This window comes from Desulfobacter latus (assembly GCF_013389365.1).
GTDB lineage: Bacteria > Desulfobacterota > Desulfobacteria > Desulfobacterales > Desulfobacteraceae > Desulfobacter > Desulfobacter latus.
The window spans coordinates 1-13,836 of the sequence record NZ_JACADJ010000088.1 but is presented as its reverse complement, the minus strand read 5'-3'; the positions used below and the strand labels follow the sequence as shown (position 1 = coordinate 13,836).

Here is a 13,836-nt window from a genome sequence, read left to right as displayed (position 1 = left end):
ATGCCAGGGCTTTTTCCTGGTTGTCCCGGGACTCGCCATGGATGCGCTTTCCATACAGGTTGCCCAGGGCGTACTGGGTCATGGCCCAGTCCATGGGCGCCCGCTCCCTTGTCCGGATTTCCAGGGCGGTGGTGTAACATGCCAGGGCTTTTTCCTGGTTGTCCCGGGGCTCGCCATGGATGCGCTTTCCATACAGGTTGCCCAGGGCGTACTGGGTCATGGCCCAGTCCATGGGCGCCCGCTCCCTTGTCCGGATTTCCAGGGCGGCGGTGTAACATGCCAGGGCTTTTTCCTGGTTGTCCCGGGACTCGCCATGGATGCGCTTTCCATACAGGTTGCCCAGGGCGTACTGGGTCATGGCCCAGTCCATGGGCGCCCGCTCCCTTGTCCGGATTTCCAGGGCAGCGGTGTAACATGCCAGGGCTTTTTCCTGGTTGTCCCGGGGCTCTTCATCAATGCGCTTTTTATACAGGTTGCCCAAGGCATGCTGGGTCGTGGCCCAGTCCATGGGCGCCCGCTCCCTTGTCCAAATTTCCAGGGCGGCAGTGTAACATGCCAGGGCTTTTTCCTGGTTGTCCCGGGGCTCGCCATCAATGCGCTTTCCATACAGTTTTCCCAAGGCATACTGGGTCATGGCCCAGTCCATGGAGAATAGGTCCCGTGTACAGACAGTTAAGATATCATTGAGCAATAGTATCGCTGTTTCCTGGTTGATTTTCGGCTCTCCAAGCGGTAGTTGAGCCAAAAAAACAGCAGTTTCATACAGGCCTTGAGCAGCATGGTCGGATATCCCGGATTCCATATAGTGCTGTAGATTGTCCCGGGCCTTTGTAATGTCCTCTCCCAACCCGACGGCCTCAGCATGATCGCTTATACTCGACAGGTACTCCATTACAGCATAGAGTGATTTTTGATCCATTATTTTTTTCCTATATTTTCACCTGTACTGATTTAAGGTCCATGATGTATCCATTTTGATCTCCGTCCGGTTGCCGGTCCTCTATCGCTCTTACGATTTTCTCCAGATTTTCCGGATCGGTCACAACATAATTATCGAACCAGGTTTCATCCAGGCTGATCTCATTTCTGGAGAATGCCATCATAATGGTATTCAAACCTTCATCACTCTTTTCAAACGGAATCTCAAGATCAAATTCCTCGTTGCTGACCTCAAACTCTCTATTGATATCCATCAAAACGAGACCGTCTCTATCTTCTCTGCGCAGGAATACATGATAATACCGCATGTCCGGTGTAGGGACTTTGACTGTTACCCAGTACTTTAGGTCCGGTTTCAAACAAAACTCATGTATTTTTATGCGTACTGATTTAAGGTCCATGATGTGTCCACTTTTCTCTCCGTCCGGCTGCCGTTTCTCTATTTCTTTGACTATTTTTTTCATGTTTTCCGGATCAGTCATATAATTATCGAACCAGGCTTCATCCAGGTCGATTTTATCCCTGGAGTATGCCATCATAATGGTATTCAAGCCTTCATCATCTTTCTCAAGCGGAATTTCAAGATCGAATTCCTCGTTGTTGACCTCAAGCTTTCTGTTAATATCGATCAACACAAGACCGTCTTGATCTTCTCGGCGCAGGAACACATGATAATAGCGCATGTCAGGTATCGGGATTTTGACTGTCTCTCTGTAAATTACGCCCGGTTTCCAATAAAACTCATCTGTTTGTTTAATATCTCTCAATGCCGGTTCCAGTTCCATGCCGGTATTGTCTATCAGCTCTTGTGTAAAATTCGCCACGGCTGTTCCAAAAGTCTCAAACGTACTGCAGCCTCTTTTAAAGATTTTTGTTATATTAGTAATGCAAGTATCTGTGACAGACGGTTTCACTGATTCCTGTTCAATAACTTCCATCAAGTGGCTCCAGGCATCCTGTCTGATTTTTTCACGGCAGGCAAACTGACTTTTTCTCAGCATGGCCGCAAACCGGGGGGATTTCTCCGCAAGGGATTCCACTTCGGCCTGGTCGTCCGGGGGAAGTTCGGATACCTGGGTTCCGTCGGCTATTTTTTTCAAAAGTGCTATCTGATTGTTTTTAGGCTTATATGTATCTGCAGTATAGTTAGCATATGCATTTTTAAACCATTGTTCTATAAATTGACCAGTATCATCCATTTTTATTACTCCTTGATTCTTACCACGAAGAATATTGAGAATCTGCTGTACGGTTATTGAAGTTGTCAGTGCTATGGTTTTACTTTCTCTGCTAAGAGAAAATTTTACAGGATAAAGATAAATTGTTTTATCGTTGATAGTGTAAGCTTTCCTTAACTTCCTTTCTTCTTCAGGTGGTAATGCCTTTAAAGTCTTCTTATAATTCTTGACAATCAGATCATGTTGATCTGCTGTAGCAAGAATTTCAGCCTGGGTTCGTTTACCATGAAATTTTTTTATTGGAATGTAATGATCGCCTTTTGTTTTGCCGAGGTTATGACTACGGGAATTCTTGTTCATAAAAGATTCCGATACCTCAAGGGCGACTTCAAAAGAAGCGTTGACAATGATGTTTAGATTGGCTTCCCGAAGAACTTCCTCATCATCCTTTTTGATAAGGTTTTCATGGGGCCTGGAAAAAATAGAATCTACCTTATCGTTTATCTCTTTAGCCGTCGTCTTCTTGGATTTTAAAATTTTCATGGCCTCATGTAATTTTTCATGATTACTCTGGGTCCATAGCTGTATCAACAGACGCCCTTGAAGGAAAAGGGGCCGGACAAACAGTCTTGGTTCCTCATTCTCTGGAAAAATAGGAACGGGTTCAAGTTGTAAATTGCTTCCATATTTTTCCCAATCTCCTTTTGCAACCTCGCTCAAGTTTAATATCTTGTTCTCGTTCAGATAACTCCAGGTTCGAATATACCAGACATATAATTGAGAGGAAAAATCCACCACATATTCTTCATTTTTTTTGGAAAGATAATGATCCCTGATTTTCTCCAGCCAAGAGATATCTTTAAAATTAACGGGTTCAAGGCGCTCACATTTTATAAAAAAGTCAAAAGTCTTTTCTGTTGTTGAAGATTGTTTTTCTAAAATTTCTTTCAGACCATCCATGCCCACTGAGGGTATCTGTTTCATCGTTGTTTCATCTTGTTCAACAAAGGTTCCAGTGGAACCACAATTGCTGCAGACAATTTTTCTCAACTCTTCAAGTTGCTGCTTATTCCATTTTTTATACCGTTGACTTGAGCGGCCCAAGACTCCGGTTTTATCACTAAGCTCATAAAGCGGAATAAGTTTTAAACCCGGTTTTTTGAAAGATCTGTTATTGCATCCATTGCAAACCATCAATTTAACAACAACATTCATAATAATCTCCTTATTTTTATATGAAAGTCTCCAGTAATCGGCTGGATTCTTTCGATCTTTGTTGTGGGTCGAAGCCTGGGTGTTGATTAGACCAGGTCGGCCCATGGCAGTTATATAAAAGCACTGTACAATCTTTTGATGCATTTCATGCTTTATTCTGGGTGTGTCAGGACATGGCCGTTAGTTGACACATACTCTGTTTTTACCTTTGTCCTTTGCTATATATAGGCCTTTATCCACTTTTTCCAGCAGTGTGTCTGCATTATAATTATTTTCGCAATGTGAGACTCCGATACTCACGCTGATATTATAGTTAAGAATACTTGATCGTATCCTTTGAGCTATATCAAAGGCTAGGTTTAGATTGCATCCAGGCAGAACAATAGCAAACTCGTCTCCACCTGTTCGTGCAGGAATATCATAATCACGTATTTTTGAATTGATAACAGTACCAACCTTTCTTAAAATGTCATCGCCTTTAGCATGCCCCCATTTATCATTGAATATTTTAAAGTTATCTACATCCAGCATTAGAATTGATAACGTTGACTGTTCCCTCTCAGCTCTTTTAATTTCATTGTTGATAAAAAAATTAAAATAAGATCTATTATATAAACCAGATACAGGATCAATGATGGCTTGATAGAATAAGTTATCTATAGAAATTTTGCGTTTCAACAATGCGTTACAACGGATAAAGAGTTCCTTTGTTTTAATAGTTTCGGGTGATACAAAATCATCTACGCCAAGACTGAAGGCCTTCATCTTGTTATCCAGAATATCTTGCCGGGATCGGCCCATAAATATGACCGGAATATGCGTATTCTTCTTTTTTATCTTTCTACACACTTCAAACCCTGGGGTATCAGAAAGCTCTATCTCAATAAAAGCCATATCAATCTTATTCTGATCAGCAAAGGAAATAGCATCCTTGCCTGATTGAAAATCTTTGATAATAATGTTCTTTTTTTTAAATATTTTATTGACAATGCAAATAAATTTTTTATTGCCAACGATAAGAATCAATTGTTGCTTATGCTGCTTTTCCTGAGATAGAAGCATTTTATCATAACTACTTAAATTCATTGTCATCTCTCTCCTCATAAAAAAGATTGCTGAACCATTGCTTGATTAAATTTATGGATAGTTTATAGGAATATTCTTTTCATAACATGGCGCTAAGACAGATTTACAAACATATCACACTGAAATTAAAGTCAAATGAATATTGGGCGATTCCCTATACGATTCAGGGCCTTGATCATCGTTTCACCCAATGCTTGAAAGGTAGGTTGGGTTGAGGAACGAAACCCAACAAATACAAAATGTTGGGTTTCACTTCGTTCAACCCAACCTACACGGTGGACCAAACGATGATCAAGGCCCGATTCAGACGAATTTATGAGCGGCGCCTCTGATATTTTTGGCGGAGTGCAGGTTGTTAGGCAGTTAAGATCAAACCAGAACATACAATGCGAATTAGGAGTTCGCACTATATATCCCATTGTATGCCAATGCAAACAATCTTAAAAAAGAGTTTTCAGGAATGAGCCTTAAATAACTTGCCCGTTTTTTTATCTCCGGGAGCGCGGGCGTCCCGCCCGCAGTAACGATGCAGGCGGGACGCCTGCGCTCCCATGTTAAGTTATTTCGGTCTCATTCCTTAAAGAGTTTGACGCCATCCAATCCGTTCCTTCTCAAGGAGTCTTTCATATTCTCCGCCAGCCCGGGAAAGCTGTTCATGGGTGCCCTGCTCCGTGACCTGCCCGTCCCTTAACACCAGGATGTGATCACACGATTTTACCGTTGAAAGGCGGTGGGCAATAATAATGGACAAGCGCCCTTGCATCAGTTTTTTCATGGCGTCATGGATTTTCACCTCGGACTGGGAATCCATATAAGAGGTCGCCTCATCAAAGATAATCAGATCCGGGTTAAAGGCAAAAGCCCGGGCAATGCAGACCAGCTGTTTCTCCCCCGAAGAGAGGGGACGGCCGCCATCCTGGAGCATGGTGTCAAGGCCGGTAAATTTATCAAACAGGAATGCGCAATTGGCATTTTTCAGGGCCGCTTCAAGGCCTTGATCATCCTGGCGGGGCTCACCATCCGGGAGTCGTACAAGATTTTCCCGCACGGTGCCGGCAAACAGAATGGAATCCTGCATGACCAGGGCGGTGTGATGCCGGATGGCGGTGATATCCATGTGTACATAATCATGTCCGTTAACGAGGATGCGCCCACCTGTGGGCCTGTAAAACCCGGCCGTAAGATTGATGATGGTACTCTTTCCTGCCCCGGTCTGCCCCACAATCCCCATGGCCCTGCCCTTTTCAAGGCTGAAACTGATATTTTTCAATACCGGAATACCGGACGTGTATGAAAATGACACGTCTTCGAATGCCAAATGCCGGATACCATCGAAATCTCCCCCCCTGAACACCCTATCCTGCCGGGCTTTGGGCGTGTTTAATACCGTAATGATCCGTTCGGCGGAGGCCAAAGCGTTCTGCAGCAGGTTAAACTTTTCCGACAACTCCCTCAAGGGCCTGAAAAATAATTTCATATAGGTCAAAAACGCCGCAAGCTCACCAATAGTCAGGCTCTGATCTTGCACCATAAAAGAGCCGTTCCAGATAATGACGGCCACTGCCAGGGTACCCATGAGGCCGACCATGGGCATGAACACGGCAAACACCCGGATATGCGCCATGGCAGCCCTGAAGTGGGCCAGATTCAGGCGCTTGAACTCACGAATAAAATGCAGGCCGGCCATACAGGTCTGGATGGCCCGGATACCGGTGATGGCTTCTGAAAAACGGTGGTTAATCTCAGCATTTTTTTGTCTCAGGGTTCGGAATACCCGGCGCAGAATACCCGAAAAATAGATCACGCCCACAAAAACCACGGGAACGATCAGGCTTAAATAAAAGGTAAGCCGGTGATTGGTGAAAAACAGGATGGCAAATACCCCGGCCATGAGCAGAAGATCTCTGAAAATAAAAACAAGAACGCTTGTAAACATTTCGTTCATATTTTCAATATCCCCCGCCACCCGGGCCACAAGTCTTCCCGAGGCATTTTTATCAAAATAGGCCACGGGCAGGTCCGTCATATGATCAAACAGGCGGCACCGCAGATTGAGCATGATTTTCTGGCCCGTATACTCCATAAACATGGCCTGGCTGAAATCCAGAACAAAACCCGCCAGGATCACCACGCCAAACCAGATACCAAAAACAGAAAACCGCTCAATATCAAGACCCATGAATTTAAAACCCGGATCGCCGGAAACAAGAATGAACCCGTCAATGGCCTGCTGGATGAGCCAGGGCTGAAACAGTTCAAACCCGGTGACCATGAAAACCAGAAACGTGGTCAATGCAAGCATCCAGGCATAGGGCCGGACATAGGGGATCAATGCTTTAAACAGGGCCAAGTCCGCCAGGCTGACCTTTTTCTCCTCGTCGGAAAAGGCGTGGGGCTGATTCATGAGCGGTCTCCCAAGGGCTTGCTTTCAGACTGCTGGACCTTATAGGATGTCCGGTAAAAGGCATTGGATACCTTGAGTTGCGCATGGGTGCCCTGGTCCGCAATTGTGCCGTTGTCCATTACATAAATCCAATCGCAGTCGGCAAGGGCCGAAAGCCTGTGGGAGACCATGATCATGAGCGCATCCCGGTTCATCCGGCTGATGCCTTGGATCACCCGCTCTGCGGTGCGGGTATCCAGATGACTGACCGGATCATCCAAAAGCACCACCGGTTTGGGGCGCACCAGGGTCCGGGCCAGGGTCACCCGCTGCTTCTGCCCGCCGGATAAGGTCATCCCCCGTTCCCCGACCAGGGTATCAAGCCCTTTGGGCATCTGCGCAATGGTATCATCCAAAGCGCAGATGTGAATGACCTGATCCAGAATGTCACGCATGTTATCCCCGGATAACCGTTCGCCCATAAGAATATTATCTTCAAGTGTGCCTGAAAATAAAAACGGTTCCTGGGCCATAAAGCTGATATGACGCCTCAGGAATTGCGGGTCAAATGTTTTCAGATCTTTTCCGTCCAGGCAAATCCGGCCGGACATGGGATCATACAGGCGCGGGATCAATGACAGCAGGGTGGTTTTCCCGCAACCCGGAGGTCCGGTAATGCCGATCCTGGCCCCTGCCGGGATATCCATTGAAATATCCGAGAGCACATTCATCTGTTTATCATAGGAAAAACAGACCTTTTCAAACCGGAGATTGCCGGTCACAATGTCCGGCATCACCGAATCTTGAGGGAACGTGATTTCGGACCGGGTGTTCAACAGAACCTCGATCCGTTTCAGGGATGCCATGCCACGCTGTAACAGATTGGTCATCCACCCGATGGCAATCACCGGCCAGGCCAGAATCCCCAAGTATTGAATAAAGGCCACAAGCGCTCCGGGGCTTAACCGGTTTTCCATGACCAACTTCCCGCCGTAAAGGATGATGATCAGGGTGGAGGTGTTAAAAAAAAAGCCCAATAGGGGGCGCAGCAGGGCATTGATATAGGCCCGTTTCAAATTCTTGCTGAAATAGTCCCGGGCGCTGTTTTCAGTCTTTTGCCGGACCTGGGGCTTAAAATTGAACACTTTGATCACCCGGATACCAAAAAAGCTTTCCCGGATCTGTTCTGTGAGTGCGGAAAACGCCTCCTGGGCGGTGTTGTGATACTGGTGCATTCTGTTGCCCAGGGTTTTTGTGGCCAAAACCAGGAACGGCAGGGGAATCAGACACAGGGCCGCAAGCGTCGGGCTTGTCCAGACCATGATGCCGATACACGCACTGCCGAGAAGCAGGGTATCCACCAGGGCGATGATGCCGAACCCAAAGGCCATACGCACATGAATAATGTCCGACGTAGCATGGGCCATGATATCCCCGGCCCGGGTTTTGTCATAATAGGCCGTGTCCAGACTTAGCATATGGGCGTACAGTTCATCCCGGATGCCCCGCTCAAGATCCCGGGCCGAACCCATTAAAAGCATGCGCCACCCGGAACGAAGCAGGGCCATGAGAAGCCCGGCCCCCACAATGACGGCGCATTGTATTAAAAGAACATGACGGTCAAACTGGACATTTGCCAGAATGTCAACAGCCCTGCTGACAATCTGGGGAACCAGAAGCTGGAGCAGATCCACCACAATGATAAAGAAAACACCCGCAGCGATTTTTCTTAAATTTTTCTTGAAATAGTAAAAAATCAGCTTCAAATTTCGGCTCCGGTAAATGTGCTGCGGTGATTGGTTCTAACATCGGCCGCTGTAGGGGCAGGCCACCGTGCCTGCCCTGACGAGGGTAACCACAGAGGGATTGCCCCTACGAAAAATGGCCGCCATAAGATCATCCCCCAGTTGATTGTGTTTCAAATTTGACGTTCAGGTAAATTTCAGATAGCGACACGTCACAATTAACGGATTCCATATGTAAAATCTGGTCTGCACCTTTTTTAGTATCTGAAAATAATTATAGGGGGTATGGGACATCGTGTCAAAAAAACAAAAACGCTATTTTGGGCTTGGTCATAACATCGGCCACAGCGTAGGTTGGGTTGAACGAAGTGAAACCCAACAACTTATCGGCGTTGGGTTTCGTTCCTCAACCCAACCTACCGGAAATCCGTATGGCCTAAAATATGATCAAGGCCGCTATTTTCGCTCAGCCACTTGATTTTGAACATTTTTCGGTTTTTATGTTGACACCCATTTTAATGGTCTTTAATCTTATTTTAATACTGACAATTATGATATAATGATGGTTGTAATCATGTAAGGCTCATCCTTGAATGTTCCAAATTAGGAGTAAAGCTATGGAAAGTATTGACCTTGACCTCAACCAAAAATTACCCGCACGTCTTGACGCGTTCCGCCGTCTTCACAGGCACACGCTTGACCATCGTGAACAATTCTGGGCTGCCCAGGCAAAACGGCTGCAGTGGCAGACCGCGTTTTCCTGTGTGGTCAAGGAGGATTTTTCCAAGCCCATGGCCTCCTGGTTCTGTGGCGGACAGATCAATGCCGCCCAAAACGCCCTTCACAGAATAATTAAAACAGGGAAGGAAGAAGCACCCGCCCTGGTCTTTTATCAAAAATCCGGCGAAACCGACACCCTGACATTTAATGAACTTAAAGACAACGTGCTAAAGCTTGCAGCGGCTTTTCACCAGACCGGCCTTGTCCCGGGTGACCGCATCGCCTTAAATCTTCCCAACTGCCCTGAATTTATCGTCAGCGCCCTGGCAGCCGCCTACCTTGGCATTACGTACCTGCCCATAGGCTGCCATCTGCCCCCCTCAACTGTGGCTGAGGATGTCATTGCATCAAAGGCAAAACTTGTAATCATGGCAAACAGCAGCGCTTACGAAGAAAAAAAGGACCATGTCCTAAACGTCCGCGCCCTGCTTGACGACCGAACCATTCTCATTTCAGATGAAAAGCGTGAAGGGCTTCCAACATTTGAAGAATACATGGCCAAGGCAGATCCTTCCGGACTTGAGCCGGCCTGCCCCCAGGCGGATCACCCCCTGTTTGCTGTTTATGAAAACCGCCTGGCCGATAAACATGTGGGGTCTGTTTTTCCAACCGGTGGATTTCTGGTCCAGGCCCACGCCTCCTTTGACGATATTTTCAACAAAGCCCTTGTTCAGGATATCCCCCAAATGATCGTCAACACCCTGGATATGTGCAGCGCGTCGACCCAGGCATACGGCCTGTGGGGGCCTTTGAGCAATGGCACAGGCATTATCCTCATTGATGAAGAAGATATCCGGGTAAATACCATTGAAAGAATTCTCAATGAGCAGCCCAATCCGGCACTGTTGTGCCGGCCGAATTTAATTTCAGACCTCAGGGAAGAACTGGGGCAGGAGCAGCTAAACACGGCCAGACGGTTTCCCGTTATTGCCTGCTGTGGGAATGCCCTTCCCCCCCGGCTGGTGACATATGCAGACGCCAGACTGGTAAACGGTCCGGAACGGGTGGTAAATCTGTGGGTGCAGAACAAAAGTGGTACCGCACTGCTTCATTCATACCCGACCCCGGAACTGAACCGTCCCGGCGCCCTCGGATTTGGCGCTTTAGGGGTGGCGCCCCTGATCATGAGCGATTTTGGCGAACCCTGTAAAACAAACATCAGCGGCAACCTGGTTTTTGCCCGGTCATGGCCGGCCATGCCAACGGCCACCATGGGCACAACCGAACATTTTAAAAAGACCTATTTTTCAAAATTCCCGGGCTGTTTTTTTACCTACGACGGGGTCAGATCCGACAAAGACGGTTTTTTCTGGTTCATGGGACGGCTTGATGACAGCATTAAAGTCAAAGGGCAAAGCCTGGGCGCATCCTTGATCGAAGGCGTCCTGACCGCCCATCCCCTGGTTGACGAAGCTGTTATTATCAGCGGCCAGGGCAATTCCGGGGAGGACATTGTGGTATTCATGGTGCCCCGTAAAACAATTCAGGATGAACAAACATGCATTAATCAGATAAAAGACTATATTGCTGAAAAAATCGGGCGGTTTGCCGTACCGGAAAAAATCATCATCACGGATCAGCTGCCAAAGACCCCCACAGGAAAACTGTTCAGGTCTGTTTTGCGCCGCGTTGCCGCCGGAGAAGCCACCCTGGACGAACGAAAATAAAGGGAACCCTAAAAAATGAGCGCGAAACTTCGTAATAAAATAATTGAAGCCGTGGGTGAAATCGGAAAAATCAATGTTTCCATGTCTGCTTTTGAAAGAGATCTGACAGTGGCCAGTGACATATGGCTGGCCGATCTTTCAGAACAAATAAAACAAGGCATGGGAACTTCGGATGCCAGACTAATGCAAAGCGATCTTTCAGCAATCATCGAGGTCCTGACTAAATCGCCCCCGTCCTCCGATATCAATACCATTATAGGCAATGCCCTGACCCTGATGCTGGAAATGGAACGTGCGGGCCAGGAAAAATCCACGGCGATACGACGACTTCTCGGTCCATCCCTGGCCCAGGAAGCGCAACAGGAAGAGATGCGATTTCTTCTCCTGAATCCAGGCACGGTCTCCACCCGGATTGCCGTATTCCAGGGGCTGGAACAGGTACATGGTTTTGAAATACATGTTCTGCCTGATGAAGAAGACAGCATAGACCGCAGAATAAAGGCGGTGGCCGGCCATCTGGAACGCGCCGGAATTGCGCTTGACTCCTTTGACGGCATCGCCTGCCAGGGCGGATTTCTCAAACCCATCCCATCCGGAACCTACCGGGTAGTCCCGGAAATGGTCAGGGACCTTGTTGAAGCGCCGTTACGCTCCCATGCCAGCAATATGGGCATTCCCATGGGCATGGAACTGGCCCGGATGGCCGGCAGTCAAAAGGATCTGCTGTTGACCACCACAGATCCTTTTGTCTGTGACGAACTGGATCTGGTAGACCGGGTTACAGGATTTGTAAAAATCAAACGCAACGGGACCGGGGCACACTATTTAAATCACAAGGCGGTATGGCGAATTGTGGCATCCTTGATGAATCAGGCACCGGAACATGTGAACGCCGTCACTGCCCATTTGGGCGGGGGCACCTCCCTTGCCGCGCACAGACAGGGCCAGGTCACCATGCTCATAGACGCCTATTCGGGCCTGCCGTCAACAAGCAGAAGCGGCGCCATAGACATAGACCGGGTCATTAAAGCCATCAAATCCAAGGAGATCTCCATCCGGGACCTTGAACAGATTCTTGAAAGCCGTGGCGGACTGCTTTCCCTTGTGGGCACCAATGATTTCTATGCCATGATCGGGTTCCTGCGCCAGGGGGCCACCCCTGTACAACGCAAAAAAATAGAACTGGTTCAAAACTTTCTGGCAAGAAAAATTGCCGGCGGCATGCTCAGACTGACTGCAGACGGGGCAAATGTTAAGGTCATGGCGATCACCGGCGGACTGGCCGCAAATCCGGACATGATGCACCGGGTCAAGCAGAATATTGCAGGGCGTTACCCTGTGGTGACCATGCCCGGTTACTTTGAACATGAAGCATTGGCTGCCGGGCAGATCCGGGGATATTATGCCCCTGAAACACTCAAGGACTACGAAACCGAACGGGATGCCCTGGCAAAAAAAAGGCATGATGAAGATCTATTGATTGACACCCCCGTATTTAAACGCGAAATCAGGTTCAAGAAAAAAGGCGCGCCGTTGACCACCCTGGACGATATTATTGATGCGGCATACCTGACAGTCGAAGAAAATTATGCACCGACCATCGCCATTGTGGGCGCCGCCAACGAAGAGGCCATCCAGGCGGCCAAAAGGGCCAATGAAGAAGGCCGGTTCCGCATCTCCAAATTTGTACTCCTTGGTGATTTCCAGGAGATCAGCCAGATGGCCTATGAATACGACCTTGTCATTGACAATGACAACTACACCATCATTGATACGGAAACCCCCGTAGAAGAAGCTGTCAGCCTTTTGGCGCAGGGCAAGGTTGATATCCTAATGAAAGGGCATATCCATACGGAGGATATTCTCAGGGGGGTTTTTAAATACCTGAAAGCGGCCGGCCGGCTTCAAAAAGGCCAGGTCATGAGCCACACCGCCATTGTGGATATTCCCACCCGGAACAAATTGCTGGCATTTTCAGACGGTGCGTTAAACACATACCCTGATGAACAAAAACGTATGGCCATCCTTGAAAATGCATTAAAAGTGGTACACAACCTGAATATCAAGGTACCCAAGGTGGCAGTGGTCTCTGCCGTTGAAAACGTAAACCGCAGCGTGGAGAGCTCCATGGAGGCAGAACGTATTGCGGCCCGTTTTGCAGACCGGGAGGACTGCATTGTAGAAGGCCCCTTGTCTTTGGATGTGGCCATGGATCTTGCCATTGCCGAAGAAAAGCACTACACGGGCCGGATCCGGGGTAATGCCGATGTGCTGATCCTGCCGGATATTGATTCGGGCAATATTTTATGGAAAACCCTGACGACCCAGTCCGGTGCAGCCCTTGCCGGGGTTATTCTGTGTGGGGATATGCCCCTGATTCTCACGTCAAGGGGGGATTCGACACGATCAAAACTGGCGTCGCTGTCCCTTGCCGTAAAATTTTACTTTGATCTTAAAAACCAAAGCAGGGGGGCGTCTTAAGATTACAGGGTAAACGTCAACCACCCCGCCCTGAAGGACGGGACTTTAAACTGAGCTTCGCTCGTCAGGGAGCGGTTGACCAGAGAAATATTTTCAACTATTGGCAAAGTTATTTAAACTCGACTATCAAATGTTTGATCCGTATGACGGGAAACTGTCATATACGGTTCTGAGAGGGGAAAGGGGCCGTAAAGCCCCTGATTTAACCGATGTCTACTATAGCCAGAGAATATAACAAGGGGTTCGATTATTTTAGGTTCTAAACCCTCAAATTTCATTTTAAATTTTATTTGTTACTTAATTTTCTAACAATCTTCAATTATATCTCTCTCTGTTCGATAGTTTTAAAAAGTAAAAACAAG

General features: G+C 47.6%; 7 protein-coding genes. 2 read left to right on the top strand and 5 right to left on the bottom strand.

The window, feature by feature from the left end; translation table 11 throughout:
• The 5 genes from HXW94_RS16745 to HXW94_RS16725 form a co-directional block, all read right to left on the bottom strand.
• Window positions 1-919, bottom strand: a 919-nt coding sequence (locus HXW94_RS16745) for a hypothetical protein (RefSeq protein ID WP_218576775.1), incomplete at its 3' end; no start/stop codon positions are given.
• Window positions 920-929: 10 nt separating this feature from the next.
• Entirely contained in the window at window positions 930-3,332 is a 2,403-nt protein-coding gene (locus HXW94_RS16740; protein WP_178368049.1) for a hypothetical protein, read from the bottom strand.
• Between the two features lie 180 nt (window positions 3,333-3,512).
• Complete coding sequence (locus HXW94_RS16735) at window positions 3,513-4,424, bottom strand: GGDEF domain-containing response regulator (protein ID WP_178368048.1); 912 nt, start codon at window positions 4,422-4,424, stop codon at window positions 3,513-3,515.
• Between the two features lie 571 nt (window positions 4,425-4,995).
• Window positions 4,996-6,822 (bottom strand): ABC transporter ATP-binding protein, encoded by a 1,827-nt coding sequence (locus HXW94_RS16730; protein WP_178368047.1) that lies wholly within the window; start codon window positions 6,820-6,822, stop codon window positions 4,996-4,998.
• Window positions 6,819-8,567: an ABC transporter ATP-binding protein gene (locus HXW94_RS16725; protein WP_178368046.1), complete on the bottom strand. Its 1,749-nt coding sequence runs from the start codon at window positions 8,565-8,567 to the stop codon at window positions 6,819-6,821. Before HXW94_RS16725 ends, HXW94_RS16730 begins: the two co-directional genes overlap by 4 nt.
• Before the next feature lie 596 nt (window positions 8,568-9,163).
• Between HXW94_RS16725 and HXW94_RS16720 the strand changes: the two genes are divergently transcribed.
• Window positions 9,164-10,993: an AMP-binding protein gene (locus HXW94_RS16720; RefSeq protein ID WP_178368045.1), complete on the top strand. Its 1,830-nt coding sequence runs from the start codon at window positions 9,164-9,166 to the stop codon at window positions 10,991-10,993.
• A gap of 15 nt (window positions 10,994-11,008) precedes the next feature.
• Window positions 11,009-13,474: a phosphate acyltransferase gene (locus HXW94_RS16715; protein ID WP_178368044.1), complete on the top strand. Its 2,466-nt coding sequence runs from the start codon at window positions 11,009-11,011 to the stop codon at window positions 13,472-13,474.
• Window positions 13,475-13,836: the final 362 nt, after the last annotated feature.

Coding starts and splice junctions, on each gene's coding strand:
- HXW94_RS16740 (WP_178368049.1), bottom strand. CDS start 3,332: ATGAATGTTGTTGTTAAATTGATGGTTTGCAATGGATGCAATAACAGA.
- HXW94_RS16735 (WP_178368048.1), bottom strand. CDS start 4,424: ATGACAATGAATTTAAGTAGTTATGATAAAATGCTTCTATCTCAGGAA.
- HXW94_RS16730 (WP_178368047.1), bottom strand. CDS start 6,822: ATGAATCAGCCCCACGCCTTTTCCGACGAGGAGAAAAAGGTCAGCCTG.
- HXW94_RS16720 (WP_178368045.1), top strand. CDS start 9,164: ATGGAAAGTATTGACCTTGACCTCAACCAAAAATTACCCGCACGTCTT.
- HXW94_RS16715 (WP_178368044.1), top strand. CDS start 11,009: ATGAGCGCGAAACTTCGTAATAAAATAATTGAAGCCGTGGGTGAAATC.